This window comes from Citrobacter sp. CK185 (assembly GCF_030333565.1).
GTDB lineage: Bacteria > Pseudomonadota > Gammaproteobacteria > Enterobacterales > Enterobacteriaceae > Citrobacter_B > Citrobacter_B koseri.
This window is the reverse complement of the sequence record NZ_JAOWFR010000023.1, coordinates 549,761-575,784: the sequence shown is the minus strand read 5'-3', so window position 1 is coordinate 575,784 and position 26,024 is coordinate 549,761. Positions and strand designations below refer to the sequence as shown.

At 54.0% G+C, this 26,024-nt stretch carries 26 protein-coding genes; 19 read left to right on the top strand and 7 right to left on the bottom strand.

Features of this window, described 5'->3' with window-relative positions:
• Window positions 1-86 precede the first annotated feature (86 nt).
• Window positions 87-710, top strand: coding sequence for a hydrogen peroxide resistance inhibitor IprA (gene iprA / locus OGV79_RS10390; protein ID WP_047458555.1), 624 nt, complete (start codon window positions 87-89; stop codon window positions 708-710).
• Here the strand turns inward: iprA and ampH are convergent, their stop codons facing one another.
• Window positions 711-1,868 carry a D-alanyl-D-alanine-carboxypeptidase/endopeptidase AmpH gene (gene ampH, locus OGV79_RS10385; RefSeq protein WP_049011959.1) on the bottom strand — a complete coding sequence of 386 codons (1,158 nt, stop codon included), beginning with the start codon at window positions 1,866-1,868 and terminating at the stop codon, window positions 711-713.
• 392 nt (window positions 1,869-2,260) lie between these two features.
• Here ampH and sbmA point away from each other — a divergent pair, with 392 nt between their 5' ends.
• Together sbmA and OGV79_RS10375 are read left to right on the top strand one after the other, a co-directional pair.
• Window positions 2,261-3,481 carry a peptide antibiotic transporter SbmA gene (gene sbmA, locus OGV79_RS10380; RefSeq protein WP_049011958.1) on the top strand — a complete coding sequence of 407 codons (1,221 nt, stop codon included), beginning with the start codon at window positions 2,261-2,263 and terminating at the stop codon, window positions 3,479-3,481.
• 18 nt (window positions 3,482-3,499) lie between these two features.
• Entirely contained in the window at window positions 3,500-4,594 is a 1,095-nt protein-coding gene (locus OGV79_RS10375; RefSeq protein ID WP_110494604.1) for a DUF1615 domain-containing protein, read from the top strand.
• A 36-nt stretch (window positions 4,595-4,630) separates the two neighbouring features.
• Here the strand turns inward: OGV79_RS10375 and OGV79_RS10370 are convergent, their stop codons facing one another.
• The gene (locus tag OGV79_RS10370; protein WP_024130611.1) at window positions 4,631-4,939 is read right to left on the bottom strand and encodes a YaiY family protein; all 309 of its coding nucleotides are present in this window, start codon (window positions 4,937-4,939) and stop codon (window positions 4,631-4,633) included.
• A 267-nt stretch (window positions 4,940-5,206) separates the two neighbouring features.
• Between OGV79_RS10370 and OGV79_RS10365 the strand changes: the two genes are divergently transcribed.
• A complete protein-coding gene (locus OGV79_RS10365) occupies window positions 5,207-5,419 on the top strand; it encodes a DUF2754 family protein (RefSeq protein WP_024130610.1) in 213 nt (70 codons plus the stop codon).
• Between the two features lie 105 nt (window positions 5,420-5,524).
• On the opposite strand, the gene ddlA is transcribed toward OGV79_RS10365, so the two are convergent.
• Window positions 5,525-6,622 (bottom strand): D-alanine--D-alanine ligase, encoded by a 1,098-nt coding sequence (gene ddlA, locus OGV79_RS10360; protein ID WP_047458545.1) that lies wholly within the window; start codon window positions 6,620-6,622, stop codon window positions 5,525-5,527.
• 106 nt (window positions 6,623-6,728) lie between these two features.
• On the opposite strand from ddlA, the gene OGV79_RS10355 reads away from it, so the two are divergent.
• The 9 genes from OGV79_RS10355 to adrA all read left to right on the top strand — a co-directional run bounded on the left by OGV79_RS10355 (window position 6,729) and on the right by adrA (window position 15,835).
• Complete coding sequence (locus OGV79_RS10355; RefSeq protein WP_110494603.1) at window positions 6,729-7,412, top strand: extensin-like domain-containing protein; 684 nt, start codon at window positions 6,729-6,731, stop codon at window positions 7,410-7,412.
• 169 nt (window positions 7,413-7,581) lie between these two features.
• Window positions 7,582-8,775, top strand: a complete 1,194-nt coding sequence (locus OGV79_RS10350) for a multidrug efflux MFS transporter (protein WP_012133614.1) — start codon at window positions 7,582-7,584, stop codon at window positions 8,773-8,775.
• A gap of 172 nt (window positions 8,776-8,947) precedes the next feature.
• A complete protein-coding gene (idnO, locus tag OGV79_RS10345) occupies window positions 8,948-9,712 on the top strand; it encodes a gluconate 5-dehydrogenase (RefSeq protein WP_012133612.1) in 765 nt (254 codons plus the stop codon).
• 23 nt (window positions 9,713-9,735) lie between these two features.
• Window positions 9,736-11,025 carry an MFS transporter gene (locus tag OGV79_RS10340; protein ID WP_219935871.1) on the top strand — a complete coding sequence of 430 codons (1,290 nt, stop codon included), beginning with the start codon at window positions 9,736-9,738 and terminating at the stop codon, window positions 11,023-11,025.
• An 83-nt stretch (window positions 11,026-11,108) separates the two neighbouring features.
• The gene (gene idnR, locus OGV79_RS10335) at window positions 11,109-12,101 is read left to right on the top strand and encodes a DNA-binding transcriptional regulator IdnR (RefSeq protein ID WP_286468300.1); all 993 of its coding nucleotides are present in this window, start codon (window positions 11,109-11,111) and stop codon (window positions 12,099-12,101) included.
• A 230-nt stretch (window positions 12,102-12,331) separates the two neighbouring features.
• Window positions 12,332-12,592: an anti-adapter protein IraP gene (gene iraP, locus OGV79_RS10330; protein WP_012133608.1), complete on the top strand. Its 261-nt coding sequence runs from the start codon at window positions 12,332-12,334 to the stop codon at window positions 12,590-12,592.
• A 159-nt stretch (window positions 12,593-12,751) separates the two neighbouring features.
• On the top strand, window positions 12,752-14,167 hold the full coding sequence (gene phoA, locus OGV79_RS10325) for an alkaline phosphatase (protein ID WP_104869008.1): 1,416 nt from the start codon (window positions 12,752-12,754) through the stop codon (window positions 14,165-14,167).
• A gap of 142 nt (window positions 14,168-14,309) precedes the next feature.
• Window positions 14,310-14,630 (top strand): phosphate starvation-inducible protein PsiF, encoded by a 321-nt coding sequence (gene psiF / locus OGV79_RS10320; RefSeq protein WP_012133606.1) that lies wholly within the window; start codon window positions 14,310-14,312, stop codon window positions 14,628-14,630.
• A gap of 107 nt (window positions 14,631-14,737) precedes the next feature.
• A complete protein-coding gene (gene adrA, locus OGV79_RS10315; protein ID WP_012133605.1) occupies window positions 14,738-15,835 on the top strand; it encodes a diguanylate cyclase AdrA in 1,098 nt (365 codons plus the stop codon).
• Window positions 15,836-15,850: 15 nt separating this feature from the next.
• On the opposite strand, the gene proC is transcribed toward adrA, so the two are convergent.
• A complete protein-coding gene (proC, locus tag OGV79_RS10310; RefSeq protein WP_047458533.1) occupies window positions 15,851-16,660 on the bottom strand; it encodes a pyrroline-5-carboxylate reductase in 810 nt (269 codons plus the stop codon).
• 138 nt (window positions 16,661-16,798) lie between these two features.
• Between proC and OGV79_RS10305 the strand changes: the two genes are divergently transcribed.
• From OGV79_RS10305 to ppnP, 5 genes are all read left to right on the top strand, one after another.
• Complete coding sequence (locus tag OGV79_RS10305; protein ID WP_012133603.1) at window positions 16,799-17,257, top strand: YaiI/YqxD family protein; 459 nt, start codon at window positions 16,799-16,801, stop codon at window positions 17,255-17,257.
• A 181-nt stretch (window positions 17,258-17,438) separates the two neighbouring features.
• The gene (aroL, locus tag OGV79_RS10300) at window positions 17,439-17,984 is read left to right on the top strand and encodes a shikimate kinase AroL (protein ID WP_047458531.1); all 546 of its coding nucleotides are present in this window, start codon (window positions 17,439-17,441) and stop codon (window positions 17,982-17,984) included.
• A gap of 26 nt (window positions 17,985-18,010) precedes the next feature.
• On the top strand, window positions 18,011-18,202 hold the full coding sequence (gene yaiA, locus OGV79_RS10295; protein ID WP_012133601.1) for a protein YaiA: 192 nt from the start codon (window positions 18,011-18,013) through the stop codon (window positions 18,200-18,202).
• Between the two features lie 261 nt (window positions 18,203-18,463).
• Window positions 18,464-19,141, top strand: a complete 678-nt coding sequence (locus OGV79_RS10290; protein ID WP_012133600.1) for an AroM family protein — start codon at window positions 18,464-18,466, stop codon at window positions 19,139-19,141.
• Between the two features lie 70 nt (window positions 19,142-19,211).
• A complete protein-coding gene (ppnP, locus tag OGV79_RS10285; RefSeq protein ID WP_024130605.1) occupies window positions 19,212-19,496 on the top strand; it encodes a pyrimidine/purine nucleoside phosphorylase in 285 nt (94 codons plus the stop codon).
• A 37-nt stretch (window positions 19,497-19,533) separates the two neighbouring features.
• Here the strand turns inward: ppnP and rdgC are convergent, their stop codons facing one another.
• Window positions 19,534-20,445 carry a recombination-associated protein RdgC gene (gene rdgC / locus OGV79_RS10280; RefSeq protein ID WP_024130604.1) on the bottom strand — a complete coding sequence of 304 codons (912 nt, stop codon included), beginning with the start codon at window positions 20,443-20,445 and terminating at the stop codon, window positions 19,534-19,536.
• 125 nt (window positions 20,446-20,570) lie between these two features.
• Between rdgC and mak the strand changes: the two genes are divergently transcribed.
• On the top strand, window positions 20,571-21,479 hold the full coding sequence (mak, locus tag OGV79_RS10275) for a fructokinase (RefSeq protein ID WP_047458524.1): 909 nt from the start codon (window positions 20,571-20,573) through the stop codon (window positions 21,477-21,479).
• A 114-nt stretch (window positions 21,480-21,593) separates the two neighbouring features.
• Here the strand turns inward: mak and sbcC are convergent, their stop codons facing one another.
• Both sbcC and sbcD read right to left on the bottom strand, forming a co-directional pair.
• On the bottom strand, window positions 21,594-24,737 hold the full coding sequence (gene sbcC, locus OGV79_RS10270; RefSeq protein ID WP_286468299.1) for an exonuclease subunit SbcC: 3,144 nt from the start codon (window positions 24,735-24,737) through the stop codon (window positions 21,594-21,596).
• The gene (gene sbcD / locus OGV79_RS10265) at window positions 24,734-25,942 is read right to left on the bottom strand and encodes an exonuclease subunit SbcD (RefSeq protein WP_047463739.1); all 1,209 of its coding nucleotides are present in this window, start codon (window positions 25,940-25,942) and stop codon (window positions 24,734-24,736) included. Before sbcD ends, sbcC begins: the two co-directional genes overlap by 4 nt.
• Window positions 25,943-26,024 lie beyond the last annotated feature (82 nt).

Below are 26,024 nucleotides of genomic sequence, written 5' to 3'. Positions count from 1 at the left end.
TTGTTTTTCATGATGAAAACACAGGTGATTTAATCAAAGGAAATGCCCGTCATGGATATGGCGGGCATTAATGCAAGGATGCGCATATGCTGTCTCTGAATAAACCACTTCAGGAATTTAGTAAGCTCGATAAGTGCCTGTCTAAATACGGCACGTACTTTGAATACGCCGATGAAAAGCAGGTTGTCTATTCGAATGATGCCAATCAAGGCGATACGTTTGTCATTTTAGACGGTCTCATCTCTTTGCGCAGAGGGGAGAACGTGCTTATGGGGATAACGCAGGCTCCCTTTATTATGGGTATTGCTGATGGCGTGATGAAAAATGATATCGAATATAAATTAGTCACGGAAAGTCGTTGTACCGGTTATTTTCTTCCTTCTTCCCACGCGATAAAAATCCTTGAGCAACACCAGTTATGGCGTGAAGCCTTTTGCTGGCTGGCATGGGAAAACAGAACTCTGGAACTGCGCGATCTGCAATTAATTGGCAACAACTCGTATGATCAAATTCGGGCGACGTTGATCGCGATGGTTGACTGGGATGAGGGCCTGCGAGCGCGTATTGGCGTGATGAACTACATTCATCAGAGAACGCGAATTTCCCGTTCCGTAGTGGCTGAAGTGCTCGCCGCGTTACGCAAAGGGAACTACATCGAAATGAAAAAAGGCAAACTGGTCAATATCAACCATTTGCCTTCAGAGTATTGATCAGGATGCGGGCACGATCAGCGGTTTATTTCCGCTCAATTCTGTTACCAGGTCGTTGATGCCATCGCTCATATTAGTAAATCGCGTAAGCGGTGAGCGAGTGACGACCACAAAAGCGCCAACGTTGTGTTGCGGAATCATCGCCATATAGGTGATGAAACCACCGCCGCCGCCGGTTTTTTGAATAATCCCCGGACGTCCGTTTTTAGGCGCCATATAGACCCAGCCTAAGCCCAGCGCATCGGCTTTGCCCGGCACGTCCATACCTGTCACCCGTGTGAGCTGAGTTCGCTGATAAATCAGCGTCTGCATACGATCGGCCTGATTACTGCGATGATAAAAGTCGGATGAGAGATATTGCTGCATCCAGCGCATCATATCTCCCGGCGTGGAATAGACGCCGCCGCTGCCAATTGCTGCCAGCGTGTTGTTACAGGGACTGGCCCCTTTCTCCGCCACCATCAGGCGCTTGCACTGATCGGGGGAGGGGGTAAAGGTTGTGTCTTTCATCCCCAATGGGCGCGTAATCTGTTCTTCAAATAACTGCGTGTAGGGTTTGCCGGATGCGGTTGCCAGCGCGTCAGCCAGCAGGTCAAACGCAAGGTTGGAATAAGACGCCTGCGAGCCAGGAGCCGCTTTTAGCGTTGCGGTAGAGAGGTAGCTCCAGCGCTGTTCGCGGGTTGGCCAGACAAATACCGGGCGATGCGGCGCGCCGCCGGGTTGCTCACGCGGCAGGGCGCTGGTATGGGTCGCCAGATTCACCAGGGTGATAGGCGTTCCGTTGTAGGTCGGTACACGCGCACCGGGCGGGGCATACTTGCTCAGCGGGTCGTGTAATTTCACCGTCCCCTGATCGAGCAGTTTGACCAGCATCTCGCTGGTCATGAGTTTCGTGATAGACGCAATGCGAATAACGGAGTCCAGTTGAGGATGTACGTTATTGCCGGGGCGAGTCTCCCCGAAACTGCGGAACACGCGTTGATTACCATCAATCACCACCAGCGCCATTCCCGTCGCGCCGCTGCCGTAAAAGATATGGTTGGCATAACGATCAACGATATCGGAAGCGAAAACCGGATCGGTGATTGGCTGTGCCGCCTGGACAGATGTCAATGACGCCGCGCACAGCACGGCAGAAAAAAGCAGACTACGTTTCAACGGTTGTGTCCATCAGTTAAATGAAAAAACTATGCGTATTTATACTACCTGGCGGCGCGTTGCAAAGCGCTAAAAAGACAATAATAGTGTGAAAAACGTAACGACGAGTAAACAGGGCATTTTTTCCCAATCGCGAATGTCCGCTTTTGTGATCCCGCGCTTGTGGTAACCTTGGTCGGTTTTTGGGTTTCGCCTTCCTGTTGCCGTTGAAGGGAGCCGAAACTCGCTGAAACAATTCTGAAAAAACGATGTGCGAACTAAGCTGGCGAATACGGGTCACAATGCTCGGTTTCCGTCGCGGTTTTGTTGGGTCAGGCCCGTCTTGTCGCGCTCAGCGCTGCGGCAAAAGCACAGCAGTCGTCATAACGATAAGAAGTTAGCAGGAGAGCATCATGTTTAAGTCTTTTTTCCCAAAGCCGGGGCCGTTTTTTATCTCGGCGTTTTTTTGGGCGCTTGTCGCCGTCATTTTCTGGCAAGCGGGCGGAGGCGCCTGGGTTGCGCATCTTACTGGCGCTTCCGGTGATGTTCCCATCAGTGCCGCACGCTTCTGGTCGCTGGACTACCTGATTTTCTACGCGTATTACGTCCTTTGCGTCGGATTGTTTGCGATGTTCTGGTTTATTTATAGCCCGCATCGCTGGCAATACTGGTCGATTCTGGGCACTTCGTTGATCATTTTTGTGACCTGGTTTTTGGTGGAAGTGGGCGTGGCGGTCAACGCCTGGTACGCGCCGTTTTACGACCTGATCCAGACGGCGCTGAGCTCGCCGCATAAGGTCACTATCGAACAGTTTTACCGTGAAGTCGGCGTGTTCCTCGGAATAGCGCTGATTGCCGTAGTGATTGGCGTGATGAACAATTTCTTCGTCAGCCATTATGTGTTTCGCTGGCGTACCGCGATGAACGAGCACTACATGGCGCACTGGCAGCATTTGCGCCATATTGAAGGCGCCGCGCAGCGTGTGCAGGAAGATACGATGCGTTTTGCCTCTACGCTGGAGAATATGGGCGTAAGCTTTATCAATGCCATCATGACGTTGATCGCCTTTTTACCCGTACTGGTTACGCTGTCTGCGCACGTACCGGACCTGCCGATCGTCGGGCATATTCCTTATGGGCTGGTTATCGCGGCTATCATCTGGTCGCTGATGGGAACAGGATTGCTGGCCGTGGTGGGGATCAAACTGCCGGGGCTGGAGTTTAAAAACCAGCGGGTTGAGGCCGCTTACCGTAAAGAGCTGGTCTACGGTGAAGACGACGCCAGCCGCGCTACGCCGCCCACAGTACGTGAGTTGTTCAGCGCGGTGCGCCGGAACTATTTCCGCCTCTACTTCCACTATATGTACTTCAACATTGCGCGCATTCTCTATCTACAGGTGGATAACGTTTTCGGTCTGTTCCTGCTGTTTCCGTCGATTGTTGCCGGTACGATTACGCTGGGCCTGATGACGCAGATTACCAACGTGTTTGGTCAGGTGCGCGGTTCCTTCCAGTATCTGATTAACTCCTGGACCACGCTGGTGGAACTGATGTCCATCTATAAACGTCTGCGCAGCTTTGAGCGCGAACTGGATGGACAGGATATCCAGGAAGTGACGAATACATTTAGCTAACAAACAAAAGGAAACGTTATGTCGGCGGCGTCCCGTCTTTACCCTTTGTCATTCCTGGCTGCATTGGTGCTGGCAGGGTGTAGTAGCCAGCCTTCGCAACCGCTGAAAAAAGGGGAAAAACCTGTCGATGTGGCAAGCGTGGTGCGCCAGAAAATGCCCGCCAGCGTAAAAGACAGGGACGCGTGGGCGCAGGACATCGCAAAGGCCTTCGAAAGCCAGGGGCTGGCGCCAACGGTTGAGAATGTCTGCTCGGTTCTGGCGGTGGCGCAGCAGGAGTCTAACTATCAGGCGGACCCGGTGGTGCCGGGGTTGAGCAAAATCGCCTGGCAGGAGATTGACAGGCGTGCTGAGCGGATGCATATCCCTGTTTTTCTGGTGCATACCGCGCTGAAAATTAACTCCCCGAACGGAAAAAGCTACAGCGAACGTCTGGACGCGGTGAAAACGGAAAAACAGCTCAGCGCGATTTTTGATGATTTTATTAATATGGTGCCGATGGGGCAGACGCTGTTCGGTTCGCTTAATCCGGTGCATACCGGCGGGCCGATGCAGGTCAGCATCGCCTTTGCTGAACAGCACACAAAAGGTTATCCGTGGACCATGAACGGGACGGTTCGCCAGGAGGTCTTTAGCCGCCGTGGCGGACTGTGGTTTGGAACCTGGCATCTGTTGAACTATCCGGCGAATTACAGCGCGCCTGTATTCCGTTTTGCTGATTTTAATGCCGGTTGGTACGCCAGTCGTAATGCGGCATTTCAGAATGCGGTCAGTAAAGCCAGCGGCGTTAAGCTGGCGCTGGACGGCGACTTGATTCGTTATGACAGCAAAGAGGCCGGGAAAACGGAACAGGCAATCCGTAAGCTGGCGGGCAAACTGGACATGAGCGACAGCGCGATTCGACGTCAACTGGAAAAGGGAGACAGCCTCGCTTTTGAGGAGACGGCGTTGTACGAGAAAGTGTATAAGCTGGCGGAAGCCAAAACCGGTAAGGCATTACCGCGCGAGATGTTGCCAGGTATTCAACTGGAAAGTCCGAAGATCACCCGTAATCTCACTACCGCGTGGTTTGCTAAACGTGTGGATGAGCGTCGGGCGCGTTGTATGAATTTGTAGGCCGGATAAACCTGGCGTCATCCGGCACAGGGAGGGTTACTGATGACGGTGACGCCAGCGCAAAATTACGGCAATGACGCCAAAAATCAGGCAACCTGTCAGGAAAGGCACCAGTCCGAAAATGGTGCCGACGCCTAATCCAATTTCCACGCGGGGGCGTCCGGTCTCTTGCATCTGCATCAGATGTTCATAAACGCCAGGCGCGTGAACCAGAAGGTTCAGGATCTGCGCCCCTGCCCAAAAGCAAAACAGCACAAACACGGCATAGGCGATATTACCTGGCGTGGAGGAGGTATCTCGATGTTTCCCGCTAAACAGGGATTTTGAGAGGGTAAAGTCAGCCATAAAGACCTCCGGGATAGTCTTCTGCACGAATCTGGCGTCATGCCAGCGGCTTATCGTGAAGTCTGACAGGTCATCGTGTTTGTCAATATCAGAATGATGGTAATTTCACTCAGGGATGACTCCAGGATTGCGGATTTTTTGTCTTATGTCACAATTTTGTTACCTTAATCTAAATTGATTAACATTTGAGAAATTCCGCACAGGCCACAGACGCTCAGGCAGAAATGTGCGAGGATGATTTTTTATTGTTTTAGCGTCGGAGCTGTCATGAACCTGCCTGTAAAAATTCGCCGTGACTGGCACTATTATGCTTTCGCCATTGGGCTGATCTTTATTTTGAATGGCGTGGTGGGGTTGTTGGGCTTTGAAGCAAAAGGATGGCAAACCTACGCGGTAGGCCTGGTGACGTGGGTATTCAGTTTCTGGCTTGCCGGACTGATTATTCGTCGCCGTGAGGATGATAAAACCGAAGAAGCTTAATGCGGTAGTGTGCCGGATAGCGGTATCGGCCTACGGGCGTAAAACGTCGTAGGCCTGATAAGCCACAGCGCCATCAGGCGATCAACACCAGATGGCGCATCGTCATCATGACATGCTGGTTTTCAGGGCGTTATCCGCCGCATGACGTTCCAGCGCCAGTTCAATCAGACGGGTAATCAAATCGGTATACCCTAAGCCACTTGCCTGCCAGAGTTTCGGGTACATGCTGATGTTGGTGAATCCCGGCAGCGTATTGATCTCGTTAATCACCACCTCGTTTTCCGCCGTTAAGAAGACGTCCACGCGCGCCATTCCCGCACAACCTAACGTCTGGTACGCCTGAATGGCGATCTGGCGGATCTTGTCGTTCACCTCTTGCGGGATTTGGGCGGGAACCACGACCTGCGCCCCGTTGTCGTCGATATATTTGGTGTCGTAAGCGTAAAAATCACTGTTCAGGACGATCTCGCCGCAGGTGCTGGCCTGCGGGTGATCGTTGCCCAGCACGGCGCACTCGATCTCACGGCCTTTGATCCCTTGCTCAACAACCACTTTGTGATCGAATTCGAACGCCAGCGCAACGGCCTGTTCATATTGCGCTTCGCTGGTGACTTTGCTGACGCCCACAGAGGAGCCCTGATTTGCGGGTTTCACAAACAGCGGCAGACCCAGCCGGGACGCCACTTCCGCAAAACGGATCGCATCGCGATTCGCGCGAGTCAGCGTAATAAACGGCGCGATGTTCAGCCCGGCATCGCGCAGCAGACGTTTGGTGACGTCTTTATCCATGCAGGCGGCGGAACCCAGCACATCGGAGCCGACAAACGGTAAATTCGCTACGCGCAGCATCCCTTGCAGCGAGCCGTCTTCCCCCAGCGTGCCGTGTACGATCGGGAAAATGACGTCCACCGTCGGCAACGGCTGGCCGTTCTGTGCGTCAATTAACTGGTGTTCGTGTTTGCCCGGAACCTGCGCCAGGCTGGTAGAAGAGGGGCGCAGCGTAATGTGCGCGGGGTCGTTTGCATTCAGCAGATAGTTTTCGGCATCGCTGACATGCCATTGCCCTTGTTTATCAATGCCTAACAGCACAACGTCAAAGCGGGCTTTGTCGATGGCATCGACAATATTTTTTGCCGATTGCAAAGACACTTCATGTTCCGCTGATTTACCACCAAATACGATACCTACCCGCAATTTTGCCATCTTAAAAACCCATTCCATCGAACGCAAAGCGTATACATTACCACGACAAAACGTCGGATTCGCGGGCTTCTGCCATAATGTTTAAGGGAATCAGAGAGGAGGGGGCGTGAAAGGTAAGGGTTGGCTTGCGATTGTGCTGCTGGGGGCCGTGGGTGTGGTGGGTTACCGCTCTCTTCCGTCGCATTACAATCCTTTTGTTCCTCTGCGACTGTCCGACCCTCCGGGCTGGCTCACCAAATTCAAACTACAGCGTCTGACGCCGCAACAGTGCCAGGGATTACTTGAGCAGGCCAATCGCCAGGGAATGATCTCGTCGCAACCCGTTGCCGACAGCGCGGGCGAATGTCCGCTGTCAGACGTGGTACGGGTCAGGCATTTTGGCTCCGTGGCGTTGAGCAGCAGTTTCCTGGCCTCTTGCCCGCTGGCGCTGAGTTCTGCGCTGTTTGTGGCGCGCCAGGCGAAACCGCTAACCCAGTCGTTTATGGGCAGTCAACTGACCCGTATTGAGCACCTTGGCAGCTATGCCTGTCGCAATATCTATCACCGGGCGGATGCGCGTCGCAGTGAACATGCCAGCGCACAGGCGTGGGATATCAGCGGTTTTCAACTGGCGGACGGTCGAAAAGTTACGGTTCTGCGGGGATGGAAGGATGAGAAAACCGCCCCCTGGCTGCGCGCGATGCTTAACGCCAGTTGCACTTATTATGGCAATGGACTGGGGCCGGAGTACAACGCCGCGCACGCCAACCATTTCCATCTCGGTATGCGCGGATACGGGCTTTGTCGTTGAAGCATAAATCCCTGTTCTGAACGGATATATAATGTGACATATTTCACAAATCTGATGAACGGGGAGATAAAATAGCAAAATAGAGGTTACCGCATCTCTGGAACCGCTTCTGCTGACGCAACTTGCTAAGCTGGTGAGCGTTTTCAGCTATTTATCGTTATGAGCACTTATGGAATCCTGGAAGGTTAATCTTATCTCCGTCTGGTTCGGCTGCTTTTTTACCGGGCTGGCGATCAGTCAGATCCTGCCATTTTTACCGCTGTATATCTCGCAAATGGGCGTCACTTCGCATGAAGCGCTCTCCATGTGGTCTGGCTTAACCTTCAGTATTACCTTTCTCATCTCCGCGATTGTTTCGCCCATGTGGGGCAGTCTGGCTGACCGTAAAGGCCGCAAACTGATGCTACTGCGCGCATCGCTCGGCATGGCGATCGCGATTTTACTTCAGGCGTTTGCGACCAATGTCTGGCAACTGTTTCTTTTGCGCGGCGTCATGGGGCTCACCTCCGGGTACATTCCTAACGCGATGGCGCTGGTGGCTTCGCAGGTGCCGAGAGAGCGTAGCGGCTGGGCGCTCAGCACGCTTTCCACCGCCCAGATCAGCGGGGTGATCGGCGGGCCGTTAATGGGCGGAGTTATTGCCGATCATATCGGGCTGCGGGCGGTCTTTTTTATTACCGCCACGCTGTTGATGGTGAGCTTTCTGGTAACGCTGTTTTTAATTAAAGAGGGCGTTCGTCCGACTCTCAAAAAGAGTGAACGACTGAGCGGCAAAGCGGTTTTTGCCTCATTGCCCTATCCGGGTCTGGTGATTAGCCTGTTTTTCACGACGATGGTGATACAGCTCTGTAACGGTTCGATCAGCCCCATCCTGGCGCTGTTTATCAAATCCATGCTGCCGGACAGCACGAACATTGCCTTTTTGAGCGGATTAATTGCGTCGGTGCCCGGCGTTTCAGCGCTCATTTCCGCCCCCCGCCTTGGCAAACTTGGCGACAGGATCGGGACGGAAAGGATTCTGATGGCGACGCTGGTCTGTGCCGTGGTGCTGTTTTTCGCCATGTCGTGGGTGACGACGCCGTTCCAGTTGGGGGTTCTGCGTTTTCTGTTAGGTTTTGCCGATGGCGCGATGCTGCCTGCCGTACAGACCTTATTGGTGAAGTATTCCAGCGATCGAATAACCGGCCGTATCTTTGGTTATAACCAGTCGTTTATGTATCTCGGAAATGTGGCCGGGCCGCTGATGGGGGCATCCGTATCGGCGATGGCGGGCTTTCGCTGGGTATTTGTCGCGACGGCGCTCATTGTGCTGGTGAATATCTGGCAACTGGCGATTGCGTTGCGCCGCCGTCACGCAGCCTGAGATCCGCTGTTAATCGTGATCATGTGCAGAAAGCATTCTGTACATGATCCTTTCTTTGCTGCCAAATCCAATGTAGATCACAAATTGACCATTAGTTGTGTAAGAGAACTTCTTTTTTCTGCTGTTACGCGTATACAGTTACGCGTAACAGTTATCGAAAAAGAGGTTTTTGATGAAAAGTATTTTTAGTCTTGCAGGTAAACGCGCATTGATTACGGGGTCAGCGCAGGGAATCGGTAATTTGCTGGCAAGGGGGCTGGCAGAGCATGGCGCCAGCCTGGTGATTAACGACATTACGCAGCAGCGGGCGGAACAGGCCGCGAGCACACTGACGGCTCTGGGTTATGACGCCGTGGGTTATGGGTTTGATGTCACTCACGCGGCGGAGGTGGAAAAAGCGATTGCGCATATTGAGCAGGAAATTGGGGCGATTGATATTCTCATCAATAATGCCGGTATCCAGCGTCGTTACCCCCTGACGGAATTTCCTGAAGCAGAGTGGGATCGCGTTATTGATGTCAATCAGAAATCCGTCTTCCTTGTTTCTCAACAGGTGGCCAAATATATGATGGCGCGCCGGGAAGGGAAGATTATTAATATTTGTTCCATGCAGAGTGAATTAGGCCGGAAAACAATTACACCCTACGCTGCTTCAAAAGGCGCGGTGAAAATGTTGACGCGAGGAATGTGCGTGGAACTGGCGGAATATAATATTCAGGTTAACGGTATTGCGCCGGGCTATTTTGCCACAGAGATGACGGAAGCGCTGGTGAACGACGACGCCTTTTCCGCCTGGCTGTACCAGCGTACGCCCGCCGCGCGTTGGGGAAAGCCGGAGGAGTTGATTGGCGCGGCGGTTTATCTTGCGGCCCCGGCCTCGAATTTTGTTAACGGTCATATTCTCTTCGTCGACGGCGGAATGTTAGCTGCGGTATAGACTCATTATCAAAAGGAATGTGTATGAACGCTCTTGCTAAATTACCAGCCCGGCGCTGGTGGTATTTAATGCCGATTATTTTTATTACTTACAGCTTAGCGTATCTCGATCGCGCCAATTATGGTTTTGCCGCCGCGGCAGGTATTGAAACCGATCTGGGTATTACGAAAGGAACCGCATCCTTAATTGGCGCGCTTTTTTTCCTCGGGTATTTCTTTTTTCAGGTGCCGGGAGCTTTGTACGCCGTTAAACGCAGCGTACGGAAAATGATCTTTTTCAGCCTGATCCTGTGGGGAATATGTGCCGCCGCGACGGGGTTTGTCAGTAATATTCCCATGCTGATGGCGATCCGTTTTACTCTTGGCGTGGTTGAGGCGGCGGTGATGCCAGCCATGCTGATTTATATCAGCAACTGGTTTACGAAAACCGAGCGCTCGCGGGCGAATACCTTTTTGATTCTGGGTAATCCGGTCACCGTGTTGTGGATGTCGATTGTCTCCGGTTATCTGATTCAGGCCTGGGGATGGCGCGAGATGTTCATTATTGAGGGCATCCCGGCGGTACTGTGGGCATTTTGTTGGTGGGTGCTGGTTCGTGATAAACCGGCCGATGCCAGCTGGCTGACGGCGGAGGAAAAAGAGACGCTGCAACAGGCGATGGATCGTGAGCAAACCCATATTAAACCGGTACGTAACTACGGGGAAGCCATGCGCTCGCGTAACGTTGTCATGCTGTGCGCGGTACATGCTTTGTGGAGTATCGGCGTGTACGGATTCATGATGTGGATGCCATCCATCCTGAAATCAGCGGCCCAAATGGATATCGTATCCGTCGGCTGGCTGGCCGCCGTGCCTTATCTGGCGGCGATCTGTCTGATGCTTACCGTATCGTGGTTATCGGATAAGTTTCAGAACCGTAAGCTGTTTATCTGGCCGTTGCTGCTGATTGCCGCCATCGCTTTCTTATGTTCCTGGCTGTTGGGGAGCAACGCTTTCTGGCTCTCTTATGGATTGCTGGTGATTGCCGCAGCCTGCATGTATGCGCCTTACGGCCCGTTTTTTGCCTTAATTCCTGAACTGTTGCCGCGTAATGTGGCGGGCGTGTCGATGGGCTTAATCAACAGTTTCGGCGCGTTAGGGGCATTCCTCGGCGCATGGCTGGTGGGGTATCTCAATGGCCTGACGGGCGGGCCGGGCGTTTCGTACACCTTTATGGCGATTTCCCTGCTGGCCTCGGTGGTATTGATGTATAACGTGCGCGCTAACCAGGCGCCGTCGTCCACATCCTTACAAACCGGGAAAGCGGTGGGCTAATCCGGTCGGATAAGATGCAGTCCCTCGCTGGCTGTGTTAAGGTTCTCTGCGAATTGATCACGCTGTCTTTCGCAGAGAACTTCATGAAAAACAATCGGATGACCTTGCAGGATATCGCCACGCTGGCTGGGCTAAATAAGATGACGGTAAGCCGTTATCTTCGCGATCCCAGTCAGGTCTCGCAGCGTAGCCGCGAGCTGATTTCGAAGATCATGGAGGAGAATAATTATATTCCCAATCGCGCCCCCGAGATTTTGCTTAATGCGCGCAGTAAAACGATCGGGGTGCTGATTCCCTCCTTTCGCAACCAGATTTTTGCCGATGTCCTGGCGGGGATTGAGTCGGTGACTTCCGCTCATCAATACCAGACGCTGATCGCTAACTATGAATATGACCCGGAGCGGGAAGAGCGCGAAGTGCTTAACCTGCTCTCCTACAACATTGATGCGCTGATTCTGACCGGAAAACAACATACTGAACGTATGGTGCAGTATGTGCGCGCCAGCGGTATCCCCGTGGCGGAGTTAATGGATATCACCGAGCATTGTCTGGATATGCAGGTTGGTATTGATAACGAAAAAGCCGCATGGGATATGACTCAGGCGTTTCTGGAGGCGGGAAAACGCGCCGTGGCGTTTTTCGGCTCTATGGACGACCCGCGTGATGTCAGTCGCTATCGCGGCGTTGAGCGTGCGCTGAGCGAGCAGGGGTTACAGCCTTACCATGTGGTGCCAAAAGCCATTTCGTCACTGGCCTTAGGTCGTCAGTTGTTTTTGCAGACGATGCACGACAGACCGGATATTAACGCGATTTTTTGCACCAATGACGACTTAGCCGTTGGCGCGCTGCTGGAGTGTCAGTCGCAGCAGATCCCCGTTCCGCAACAGGTTGCTATTGCCGGATTTCATGGCCTGGAAATCGGCCGCGCACGTTTGCAAAAAATAGCGAGCGTGATTACCCCCCGCTACGATATGGGAAGCGTAGCCGCAGATATGCTGATTAAACGTCTGGGCGGAAAAGAGACGCTGGACAGGGTCAATCTGGGATATCAAATATATTATGGCGATACGCTTTAAGTTAAATTCTGGCGTATTTACTATAACTTTAATTTATGCAATGGCGTGACTATTTATACCCTGATTTTTTACGGTTGAATTATTTTCTTGCGAGAAACGTTTCGCTCCATTTTGTCAGCGCATTATTTACAGAAAGTCTTTCCTTTATCATAAAAATACTACTTTTACCCTCTAGGCAGTCGTGAACCATAATGATAACGTCAGCATTCCTCGGATAAGGAAATACGGTCATGAAAAATCTCATTTCAGAGTTGTTGCTGAGGCTCGCCCAAAAAGAAGAAGAGTCGAAAGAACTGGTTGCTCAGGTAGAAGCGTTAGAGATTATTGTCACGGCGATGCTGCGTAATATGGCGCAAAATGAGCAGCAGAAGCTCATTCATCAGGTTGAGGATGCGCTCGATGGCGTAAAGCCGGATGCCAGCGTTCCAGATTACGATACGGAATTGCTGCGCCAGTATGTAAAAAAGTTACTGAGGCATCCTCGTAGCTGATCGTATTCAGAGTAAACACTGTCATAACCTTGTCACGTCAGTTACCTATAGTCGCTTTGTTTTTATTTTACTGTATTTATACCCGTTGTACTTCAGGTTGCATATGTATTGGCTTTCTGTAACCCGAATTATTTAGGGTAGGCACATGGAGAAAATAAAGTGAAACAAAGCGCTATTGCTATTGCCCTGTTACCTCTGCTGTTTACCCCCATTACACATGCCAGGACGTCCGCGATGACGGTGCTGGATAATCGTGCTGCACAGGGAGATATTACCACGCCGGGCGGGGCGCGCCGATTAGCGGGCGATCAAACGGCGGCGCTGCGAGATTCGTTGAGCGATAAACCGGCCAAAAATATTATCCTGCTGATCGGCGACGGTATGGGTGACTCTGAAATCACTGCGGCGCGAAATTATGCGCAAGGGGCCGGCGGCTTTTTTAAAGGAATTGATGCTTTACCGTTGACCGGGCAATACACCCATTACGCGCTGGATAAAGAAACGGGCAAACCGGATTACGTCACAGACTCCGCCGCGTCGGCAACAGCGTGGTCTACGGGAGTAAAAACCTATAACGGCGCGTTAGGCGTCGATATCCACGAAAAAGATCACACCACGATCCTGGAGATGGCCAAAGCGGCAGGTCTGGCGACGGGCAACGTCTCGACCGCAGAATTACAGGATGCGACACCCGCCGCGTTAGTCTCCCATGTAACCTCACGCAAATGCTACGGCCCCAGCCTTACCAGCACTCTTTGCCCGACAAACGCGCTGGAGAAGGGTGGAAAAGGGTCGATCACCGAGCAATTGCTGAATGCGCGGGCGGACGTTACGCTTGGCGGCGGTGCGGCCACCTTTGCTGAAATGGCGACAGCAGGCGAATGGCAGGGGAAAACGCTGCGTGAGCAGGCGCTGGCGCGTGGATATCAGCTGGTGAATGATGCCGCCTCGCTGAAGGCGGTAACGGCGGCAAATCAGGATAAGCCGCTGCTGGGCTTGTTCTCCGACGGCAACATGCCGGTTCGCTGGGAAGGCCCGAAAGCCTCTTATCACGGCAACCTTGAACAACCTGCGGTGACCTGCAAGGCAAACCCGCAGCGCGATGATACCGTGCCTACGCTGGCGCAAATGACGGATAAAGCGATTGAGCTGTTGAGTAAGAATGAAAAAGGTTTCTTCTTGCAGGTTGAAGGCGCGTCCATCGATAAACAGGATCACGCCGCCAACCCATGCGGGCAGATTGGTGAAACGGTCGATCTGGACGAAGCCGTACAGCGTGCGCTCGCATTCGCTAAAAAAGAGGGCAATACCCTGGTTGTGGTGACTGCCGATCATGCGCATTCCAGCCAGATTATCGCACCGGAAAGCAAAGCGCCGGGACTGACGCAGGCGTTAAATACCAAAGATGGCGCGGTGATGGTCATCAGCTACGGCAACTCGGAAGAGGAGTCGCAGGAACATACCGGCAGCCAGTTGCGCATTGCCGCATACGGCCCGCATGCGGCGAATGTCGTCGGATTAACGGACCAGACCGATCTGTTCTACACCATGAAAGCGGCGTTGGGACTGAAGTAAACGGACTCCTGACGGCAATACTTTTGCCGTCAGGTGGTATTTTCGTCGTCAGCAGCCAGACTTAGAGTTAGCCTCCTTCGGTTACGGCGCACGTAACCAGAAGGATGACGTGTAGTGTCAACACTCACAGAAGGATGGTGCTATGAAAATAACATTACTGGTTACCCTGCTGTTTGGGCTGGTTTTTTTAACCGCCGTCGGCGCTGCCGAGAAGACATTAACCCCGCAACAACAGCGTATGACGAGCTGCAATCAGCAGGCGACGGCGCAGGCGTTAAAAGGGGATGCGCGTAAGACCTACATGAGCGATTGCCTGAAAAACAGTAAATCCGCCCCTGGTGAGAAAAGCCTGACGCCGCAGCAACAGAGAATGCGTGAGTGCAACCAGCAGGCGACGGATCAGTCGCTGAAAGGCGACGATCGCAGCAAGTTTATGAGTGCCTGTCTGAAAAAATCCGCATAGTGCTAACGGGTGAGCTGAGAAAATCACTCACCCGAAATTTCATACTTCCTTCACAATCCCCCTCTCTATAATTTGGGAAAATTGTTTCAGAATGTTCCCAAAAAATAATGAATGATGAAAACTTTTACAAAAAAGCGGTCGCACAGAGTGAGCCACCTCACTCTCCTCAAAATGACCATCAACGCTCCGGGCTGCGATTCGCCAGGCGGGTGAGACTGCCGCGTGCGGTAGGACTGGGATGGATGTTTCTCCCGATCGCCGCCGTACTGGCTTCACAACCGATTGCAGGAGGATGGTGGTTGTTTCTGGTCGGCTGGTCTTTCGTCTGGCCGCACCTGGCGTGGCAACTGGCGAGTAAAGCCATCGATCCCTTAAGCCGGGAAATATACAACTTAAAGGCGGACGCCATTCTTGCTGGCGTCTGGGTTGGGGTGATGGGCGTCAACGTGCTGCCCTCCACGGCTCTGCTGATGATGATGTGTATGAATTTGATGGGCGCGGGAGGGCTGCGGCTCTTTATTGCCGGTATGGTGTTAATGGTTGTGTCATGTCTGGTGACGTTACAGCTGACCGGAATTACCGTGGCTTTTCGCAGCGCGCCGCTGGAGTGGTGGTTCTCCCTGCCGGTGATTGTGATTTATCCCTTGCTGTTTGCCTGGGTGAGTTACCAGACGGCGACCAAACTGGCGGAACATAAACGCAGGCTACAGGTGATGAGCATGCGGGATGGCATGACCGGCGTCTATAACCGGCGTCACTGGGAAATATTGTTGCGTAATGAATTTGATAACTGTCGCCGCTACCACCGGGACGCCACGTTGCTCATCATCGATATCGATCACTTTAAGAGCATAAACGATACCTGGGGGCACGATGTCGGAGATGAGGCGATCATTGCCCTGACGCGCCAGTTGCAGATGACGCTGCGCGGCAGCGATGTGATAGGACGTTTTGGCGGCGACGAGTTTGCGGTGATCATGTGCGGTACGCCAGCGGATAACGCGATTGCCGCGATGTCGCGGGTTCATGAGCGATTAAACGCGTTACGCCTGCCGTGCGCGCCACAGGTTATTTTGCGCATCAGCGTGGGCGTTGCGCCATTGACCACGCAAATCGGACACTACCGGGAATGGCTGAAATCGGCGGATATGGCGCTTTATAAAGCAAAGAACGCCGGACGTAACCGTACCGAAGTGGCGGCCTGACGTCCGGCAACTGGCTCAGGACTTACTGAGTTTCTCTGATTTTTCCATACACTTCGCCATCGCTTCGATAATCGACGCCCGGAACCCTCGCTCCTCCAGCACGCGAACGGCTTCAATGGTCGTCCCGCCAGGCGAGCACACCATATCTTTCAGTTCACCCGGATGTTTACCCGTTTCGAGCACCATTTTGGCGGAGCCCATTACGGCCTGCGCGGCGAATTTATAGGCCTGCGCGCGCGGCATTCCACCCAGCACTGCGGCATCGGCCATCGCCTCAATAAACATGAAGACGTAAGCCGGAGCGGAACCACTGACTCCAACGACGGGGTGGATCATCGACTCGGCAATCACTTCCGCTTCGCCAAAGCAGCGGAAAATGTTCAGCACGTCAGCGGTATCTTCCGGCGTGACCAGCGCATTTGGCGTTATGGAGGTCATGCCCGCGTTGACTAAAGACGGCGTGTTTGGCATCGCGCGAACAATTTTGCGATCGTGCCCCAGCGCGCGCGCCAGCTGATCGAGCGTGACCCCCGCAGCGATAGAGACGACTAATGAGTCCTTGTTCAGGCTGGAGCTGATTTCGCTCAGCACTTTAATCATGATGCCCGGCTTCACGGCGCCGAAAACGATATCCGCAACCTGCGCGACGTCCTGCGCACTCTGCGCCGCATTGATGCCGTACCGATCGTGCAGCGCGGCGACGTTATCCGGGGAAGGGGTATAGACCCAGATTTGCCCGGGGAGAACCTGACCGCTGGCAATCAGGCCGCCCAGAATGGCTTTTCCCATATTACCGCAACCGATAAAACCGATTTTCTTCTCCATTTCGTCACTCCCTATGCGTATTTTTAGTTGGGGTTATTAGCTTAACGTGGATTGAAAGTCTCATGAAGGAGAAACAGCACTTTGACGGAAGACAAAAGCACGAGACAATAGACGATTGCACATGAGCCTGGAGCGGTTATGACAATATGGGTGGATGCGGATGCGTGTCCGAATGTGATTAAAGAGATTCTGTACCGTGCGTCTGAACGTATGCAGATGCCGCTTATTCTGGTGGCAAACCAGAATTTACGCGTACCGCCTTCGCGTTTTATCCGCACACTGCGCGTACCCGCCGGATTTGATGTCGCTGACAACGAGATTGTGCGTCAGTGCGAAGCCGGAGATTTGGTCATTACGGCGGATATCCCGCTGGCCTCTGAAGTGCTGGAAAAAGGGGCGGCGGCGCTGAATCCACGCGGCGAACGCTATACGGAGTCAACGATCCGCGAACGCCTGACAATGCGTGACTTTATGGATACCCTGCGCGCCAGCGGGATTCAGACGGGCGGGCCGGACAGCCTTTCTCCGCGCGATCGTCAGCATTTCGCCGCCGAGCTGGATAAGTGGTGGCTGGAAGTCCAGCGCAGAACGCGCTAAATGTAATGTTATTTTTACACTTTGCTGCTGATGATTTCTTGTTATAGTAAGCGCGTACAATCTTTCACGGTTTTTGTGGAATGATTTATTTACATTTAACGATGTACTAGTTTGGTGGTATGATTATTACTTTGATGACATCAGATCCCGCACCTTTGCGGCTCTCTGGGGAAAGCCCGCTATGACGCAACCTCTCTTTCTTGTTGGCCCTCGCGGCTGTGGTAAAACAACAACCGGTATGGCGCTTGCGCAGGCAGTGGATTTCCAGTTTGTCGATACCGATCGGTGGTTGCAATCGCACGTCCAGATGACGGTTGCGGAAATTGTTGACCGGGAAGGGTGGGACAGCTTTCGCGCCAGAGAAACAGCAGCGCTGAAGGCGGTTACCGCGCCGTCAACGGTGGTTGCGACGGGGGGAGGGATCATCCTCACCGAATACAATCGTCGCTATATGCGAGAAAATGGCATTGTGATTTATTTAAGCGCGCCAGTGTCCACGCTGGTGAACCGGCTGGAGGCCGCGCCAGAAGAGGGACTGCGCCCGACGCTAACCGGCAAGCCCTTAAGTGAAGAGGTACAGGAAGTGCTCGAACAGCGCGACGCGCTGTATCGTGAAGCCGCGCATTACATCATCGATGCGAGCCATGCCCCTGACCAGGTTGTTTCTGAAATTCTTGCCGCGTTGTCGCAGGCGGCGCAACGATTGCAGGGCGGCGTCTATAATTAAAGTTCATCCAGTAAAAAGGAAGAACTATGCCAACAAAACCGCCTTATCCCCGGGAAGCGTATATCGTCACCGTTGAGAAAGGAACGCCAGGTCAGACGGTGACCTGGTATCAGCTTCGCGCCGACTATCCCGAACCTAACGCACTGATCAGCGAGCATCCTTCCGCGCAGGAAGCGATGGATGCCAAAACGCGCTATGAAGATCCTGATAAAAGCTGATAAATCCTGACGTGTGGAACGCCCGGCAAGGCGCCTGAGTCACGTCACAACGTACTTGCATCACACTTTTCACTCATTGCCGCATTCTGCTAAAACTGAAAATTAAGCGATAACAATATACTACTGGAGTGATTTGGAATCTTTACACAATGCATTGCCGATCTCCTGCTACGCTTTTCTGCATTTGTAGCGCAGGGCAGGTAAGTGTTCAGGCATTTACCCGGGAATTAACGACGAAGTAAAAAGAAGGTGGAACAGAAAATGAGTGCGTCGTTGGCTATCCTCACGATCGGCGTTGTGCCAATGAGCGAAGTGCTGCCGCTTCTGACGGAGTATATCGATGAGCAACATATTACCCATCATAGTCTGTTGGGTGAGATCAGCCGTGAAGAGGTGTTGGCGGAGTACGCCGTCGAGGCCGGAGACGATCCGCTATTAACGTTGCTCAGTGATAACCAAATCGTCCATGTTTCGCGCCAGAAAGTGGAGCGCGACCTGCAAAGTATTATCGAAGTGCTGGATAACCAGGGCTACGATGTCATTTTATTGATGAATACCGCCGCGATTAACAGTATGACCGCGCGTAACACGATCCTGCTGGAGCCGTTGCGTATTATCCCGCCGTTAGTGGCGTCGATTGTTGATGGCCACCAGGTGGGCGTGATTGTGCCGGTTGAAGAGTTACTGGATGTACAGGCGAGAAAATGGCAGGTCTTACAACGTCCTCCGGTCTTTTCTTTGGCGAATCCCGTGCAGGGATCGGAACAACAACTGATTGATGCCGGTAAAGATTTGCTGGAACAGGGCGCGGATGTGATCATGCTGGATTCCATTGGATTTAATCAGCGTCATCGTGATTTATTGCAAAGAGCGCTGGATGTTCCGGTCTTGCTCTCTAATGTATTGATTGCACGGCTGGCTTCGGAATTACTCGGTTAATTTTGCGTGACAGGCAGAAGGTCGCGACCCTATATTGGTGCTTAACGTAACCATGAGAAAGGGCCAGTTTATGCTACAAAGTAACGAATACTTTTCCGGCAAAGTGAAATCGATCGGCTTTACCAGCAGCAGTACTGGTCGCGCCAGTGTCGGCGTGATGGCGGAAGGCGAATATGCCTTTAGCACTGCCGCGCCGGAGGAGATGACGGTGGTCAGTGGCGCGTTGAACGTACTGCTTCCGGGGGAAACCGAGTGGAAAGTCTACGCAGCGGGCGAGGTGTTTAACGTCCCCGGCCAAAGTGAGTTCCATTTGCAGGTGGCTGAACCGACGTCCTATCTTTGCCGCTATTTATAATGGCGCTTCCCTCTCCCGGCGGAGAGGGAATATTCACTTAGCGTTGCGCTTCGCCGCCCAGACCTTCAACCAGGCTTTGAATTAACGCCGCCAACTCACCCGTCATCAGAATGAAATCGGCATCAAAACGCTGAGCGTAGTCTTCGCGATCGATATCTTCGTTTTGATCGCGCAGTTCATCGCTGAACTTCAGGCGTTTGATCGAACCGTCATCGCAGATCAAAAACTGAATGCGCTGCTGCCAGTCGAGCGCCAGTTTCGTGACCACTTTACCCGCTTCAATGTGCACGGCGATCTCGTCGCTGACCAGATCCTGTTTCTTCGCGCGGATCACGCCGCCGTCTTCCAGCATTGCTTTCAGCTCTGCTTCGTCCAGCAACTGGAATCCCTGCGCCACCGTACCGGAACGCACCCATTCGGTGAGCGTCAGCTCGATAGGATTTTCCAGCGCCAGCGGAACCACCGGCAGCGAGCCGAGGCTTTTACGCAGCAACGCCAGCGTATCCTCCGCTTTTTTAGCGCTTGCGCAATCGACCATGATCAGACCGTTAACGGTGTCGATCCACATCATTGTCTGACTAAAACGGCTAAAGGCGCGCGGCAGCAGTGAGTGCAGCACTTCATCTTTCAGCGAGTCTTTTTCCGTTTTTTTTAGCTTGCGCCCCTGGTCAGCTTCCAGTTTGGCGATTTTCGCTTCCAGCGCTTGCTTGATCACCGGCGACGGCAGAATCTTCTCTTCTTTGCGCGCGCAGATAATAATTTGGCCATTGGCGGTATGCGTTAACGCATCGCTGTGCGATCCCATTGGCGGAACCCAGCCCATTTTTGCCATATCCTGGCTGCCACAAGGGGTAAACGTCATCGAGGCTAGCTGTTTTTCCATCTCCTCGGCGCGCAACGAAATATCGCGGCTAAGACGGTAAACCATTAAATTTTTGAACCACAGCATGATAATTTCCACGGCCTTGTCGTTAAATCCAGCGGGTATAATAACGAATTGTCGGCGGGCTTGCATTGCCAACCAGAACACCCGCCTCTACTCTGTTGATATTCCCTAAAAATGAGGAGCGATGTGTGCGTATAGGTATCGATTTAGGCGGCACGAAAACGGAAGTGATTGCGCTCGGCGATGCGGGGGAACAGCTGTTTCGCCATCGTCTGCCTACGCCGCGGGATGATTATCGACAAACGATAGAGACCATCGCTTCGCTGGTCGAAATGGCGGAAAAGGCGACGGGCCAGACGGGTACGGTAGGGATGGGTATTCCCGGTTCGATCTCGCCTTATACCGGCGTGGTAAAGAACGCCAACTCAACCTGGCTTAACGGTCAGCCGTTCGATAAAGATTTGAGTGCGCGTTTGCAGCGGGAAGTGCGCCTGGCGAACGACGCTAACTGTCTGGCGGTGTCCGAAGCGGTGGATGGCGCGGCGGCCGGAGCGCAGACTGTTTTTGCGGTGATCATCGGCACCGGGTGCGGGGCTGGCGTGGCGCTGAACGGTCGGGCGCATACCGGCGGCAACGGTACAGCAGGCGAGTGGGGACACAATCCCTTGCCGTGGATGGATGAAGATGAACTGCGCTACCGTGAAGAAGTGCCCTGCTACTGCGGCAAACAAGGCTGCATTGAAACCTTTATCTCAGGAACCGGGTTTGCCACGGATTACCATCGTCTGAGTGGTCATCCGCTGAAAGGGAATGACATTATCCGTCTGGTTAACGAGCAGGACGCGCTGGCGGAACGGGCGCTTAGCCGTTATGAACTGCGTCTGGCGAAATCGTTAGCCCATGTGGTCAACATCCTCGACCCGGACGTTATCGTGTTAGGCGGCGGGATGAGCAATGTCGATCGGTTGTACAACACCGTGCCATCGTTGATTAAACCGTTTGTTTTTGGCGGCGAATGCGAAACGCCGGTTCGTAAGGCGTTACATGGCGATTCCAGCGGCGTTCGCGGCGCGGCATGGTTGTGGCCGCAGGAGTAAATCGTTTTTTGCCGGATAAGGCGTAATGCCCGGTGGCGCTACGCTTACCGGGCCTACAATGTGCTCCCTGTAGGCCGGATAAGGCGGTTACGCCGCCATCCGGCAAAACAACCGTCATTCCACAGCAAACATCTTATCCAGTTTGCTGTAACCCAGCCCGTTGATTTTCTTCACCTTAATTTGCACAGGAATGCGTTCTTTCATCGCTTCCACATGGCTTATTACGCCAATCGTCTTACCGGTGGCATTCAGCGCGTCCAGGGCATCCAGCGCGGTATCCAGCGTCTCGCTGTCCAGCGTGCCGAACCCTTCATCAAGGAACAGAGAGTCGATGCGCGTTTTGTGGCTGACCAGATCGGACAACGCCAGCGCCAGCGCCAGACTGACTAGGAAACTTTCGCCGCCGGACAGCGTGCGGGTATCGCGAACGGCATCCGCTTGCCAGGTATCGACCACCTCCAGTTCCAGCGCTTCGCTGGCCTTGCGCTGGAGCAGGTAACGACCATGCAGGCGAGTCAGCTGATTGTTCGCCAGCCAGACCAGGTTATCCAGCGTCAGTCCCTGAGCAAATTTGCGGAATTTATCGCCCTCTTTAGAACCGATTAACGCGTTCAGATAACCCCAGTCCTCCAACTGCTGCGAGGCGTTTTCAATCTCCAGCATCAGAGACTGCTGCTGTTGGCGGTTATCCGCATCCTGTTTGAGCTGCTGGCGGATCTCCCCCTGACGCGTCGTATTGTCCCGCAGTTGTCCGGTTAATTGCGCCACGGCCTGCTGAACGTGTTCAGGCGTGAGCGTGAGATCCAGCCCTTCGGGCGGATGTTGTTGATGTTCTGCCAGTACCTGGTTCGCCTGAGCGACTAAGGCCTGCGCCTGCTGTAACTGGTTTTCCAGCGCCTGGCGATGTTGTTCGAGGTGGGCGATGGCCTCATCATCCAGTAGCGCGGCAAGGAAGGCGGCGCGATCGTCAAATACGCTGGCCTTGAGCGCGGCCTCAAAGTGCGCCTGCGCCTGTGCTACCCGCTGCATTTCCTGCGCTTCCTGCTGCTGCAAGGTCTGCCACTGGCTCTGTAGCGAAACGCAATCATCATGTACCTGCCGCCAGTTATTCAGCGCCACGCGCTCATCGCTCTCCGGGAGAATATCTGTTTCCGGTAGTGTTTCCAGCAGGGGAACCAACTGCGCGATGCGCGTTTGTAGCTCGCCCAGTTCCGTCTGGCGCTGTTGCCATGTTTGCGCGTCATCCGCGCGGGCGTTTAACCACGACGCTTCTTCTCCGTCGGCGGGCAGGGATAACCCGTAGCGGCGCAGTTCAGACAGCAGCGTAGTTTGACGCTGGTCGATTTGCTGCTGAAATTGCGTAACCTGCCCGGTATGGGCGGCGATCTGTGCCTGCCACATATGGCGCTGGCTGAGCTGATACAGCTGTTGTTCATAGTCCTGCCGGGCGGTAAGCCACGGTGAAATATCGTCCTGAGGGTGCAGCGTAACGTTCAGCGCGTCACACAGCGTCTGCCATTCTTGAGTGAGCGCTTGCTCCTCTTTTACCAGTGCCTGCGCTTCGCTTTCGTCGCGGTGTAGCTGCTGCGTTAATGTTTCCAGTTGCCCGCGTAAGGCGGCGCCTTCTTCCGCCAGCGTCTTGACCTCTTTTTCCAGTGCATCGCGCCGCGCCTGATTCACGCCGGGTTCGAGTGCCTGATAGGATGCAATCGCCGGATGCGAGGTCGATCCGCAGAGCGGGCATGGCTGACCGGATTGCAGCAGCGCTCGCTGGCTTTCCAGATCTTTGATGCGCGCCTCCTGCTCGCAAATCGTTTTCACATCCATGAACTGCTGATTTTTTTCTTTATATTTCTGCCGCTTATCCTCCAGCGCCGCATTGCGTCGGGCCAACTCCTGCTGACTATTCTGGATAGCGGTTTGCAGTTGTTCCCGTCGTTTTTGCTTAGGCGCTATCTGCCCATGCAGGCTGGCGAGACGCTGACGCAGCGGCTGCTGCTGCGTATGCTGCGCCAGCGCTGCCGTGGCCTCTTCTGGCGTAAGCGTCAGAGGATTCGGTGGAAGCGCGTCACGCTTGCGGATATCGCTTGCACACTGCTGCTGCCATTTAAGCAACTGCGCTTTATCGCTGGACTGTTGAGCAAACAGCGCACGCCAGCCTGCCAGTTCACTGCTCCACAAGCGGAAGCGTTCATGTTCGGTGAGCCACCCGGTCAGCGTCTGCATGGTGGCATGCAGTTCGGCGGATTGTTGTTGAGCGCTGTGTCGAATGCGGCTGCGCAGGTGTAATACGCTTTGTAAGCGAGTATTCACTTCCTGAATTTGCTGGCGTGTGCGCCCGGCGGCAGCGGTTTGTTCCTCAATGCGTTCCCAGTGTGGGCGTAACTGCCGGGCAGGATGCGCCAGCTTCAGCGCGGCCAGCTGCGGCTGCGCGTTTTCCTGTTCTTCCTGGGCGACCCGCAGCGCCTGCTGGCGGCGATTCATTTCAGCCTGCAACTCATTCTGACGGGTCAGCCAGTGCAGATGTTGCTGGTGAAGCTGCTGGCGGGCGAGCAGCTGTTTTTCTTCGTCAGTGAGCGCCTGCAAACTTTCATTGAGGGAATGCTGCTGCTCCGGCGCTAACAGCGAGACGCCGCTGGCCTGCGCCTGAAGCTTTTCCAGGTCGGTACGGGCGGTCTTGTGCTTTTCAAACACCAGCGCGGAGATCTGCCCGTAGATTTCTGTTCCGGTCAGCTCTTCCAGAAGCTCGGCGCGTTCTTTCGGCTTCGCATTGAGAAACGCAGCGAACTGCCCCTGCGACAGCAGCATGGAGCGGGTAAAGCGTCCGTAATCCAGCCCGGTGAGCGATGCCGTCATCTCCAGCTTATCTTTGACCTTATCGGCGAGGATTTTTCCGTCGGCGCAGCGCGCCAGCTCCACGCGCGGCACTTGCAGGTTTCCGTCCGGCTGATTGCGGGCGCGGTTCTGGCTCCAGAAAGCGCGGTAAGACTCGCCTTTAACCTCGAACTCCACTTCGGCAAGGCATTCGGCCGTATCGCGGGTCATCAGATCGTTTTGCGATTGCGAAACGGTGCTCAGGCGCGGCGTCTCGTGATAGAGCGCAAGACAGATGGCGTCGAGCAGCGTGGTTTTCCCCGCGCCGGTCGGCCCGGTGATGGCAAACAGCCCGTTGCTGGCAAAAGGTTCTGCCGTGAAATCGACTTTCCATTCTCCCTTCAGGGAGTTGAGGTTTTTCAGGCGCAGGCTGAGAATCTTCATGCGTCATGCTCCCCGGACAGCGAATGTAGGGTGGTGGTAAAAAGCTGCGTCAGACGTTCACGCTGGGGCTCATCCAGCTCTTCCAGCGCCAGACGGCGGGTAAAAACGTCTTCCACGCGCAGTTCGCTCAGGGTTTCACGTCGTTCGTTAGCCATAATGCGTTCGCGATTTTCCCGACTGCGGCGCACCAGTAAAACCTCAACGGGCAGCGACTCCGTTAATGCCTGAATTTTGCGCTGCATATCGTGAAGGTATTCGTCGGTGGTGATTTCAATATCCAGCCAGACGGGGGGCTCCTGGTGAGCATCTCGCCATTGCTCAAGTTGTTCGGTGATGGAGGCCAGATCGCCTTTCAGCACCGCCAGCGGTTGAGTGACGGGAACGGTGAGGTTCTCTACTTGATGTAATTTGCCGTTTGCAAAACTGACCAGATGGACGCATTTGCTTTTGCCGCACTCATCAAAGCTCAGCGCGATCGGAGAGCCACAGTAGCGGATGTGTTCCGTGCCGCCAATGATCTGCGCCCGGTGAATGTGTCCCAGCGCGATATAATCGGCAGGAGGGAAGTTTTGCGCCGGGAAGGCGTCCAGCGTGCCGATATAGATGTCACGTACCGCGTCACTTTTACTGGCGCCGACGGTGGTCAGGTGCCCGGTGGCGATAACCGGCAGAGTTTGATCGCCGTCGCCGCGCAGCTTACAGGCTTCCTGATACTGTTGTTGGTAATAATCAGTGATCGCCCCGAGCAGATGCTGCTGTTTTTCATTGCCCGAAAGCCCCGCCTGGCTGGTGATGATGTCGCGCGGGCGTAAAAACGGAATCGGGCAAAGCACGGCGCCCGGCGTGCCGTCGCGACGGTAAAGGTACTGCGGCGCGTGGCCTGCGCTGGCGACCACGGTGGTGTTGAGAAACGCCAGAATATCGCGGGATTCGTTGAGCGTGGCGACGGAATCATGGTTTCCGGCCAGCACCACCAGATGACAGCCGGTTTGCTGTAAATTGACAACAAACCGGTTATACAACTCGCGGGCATAGCTTGGCGGTGATCCTGTATCAAAAATGTCACCCGCGACAATAATCGCATCCACCTGGTGAGATTGCGCGGTTTCCAGCAGCCAGTCGAGAAACGCCTGGTGCTCGGCGGCGCGGCTTTTGCTGTAGAAGTTTTGTCCCAGATGCCAGTCAGAGGTGTGAAGGATGCGCATAACGGTTCCATGACGAAAAAGCGTGGGCAGGATTATAACCCGTCGGGAACGGTAATATCTTGTTTCGTGACTGTCATAAATC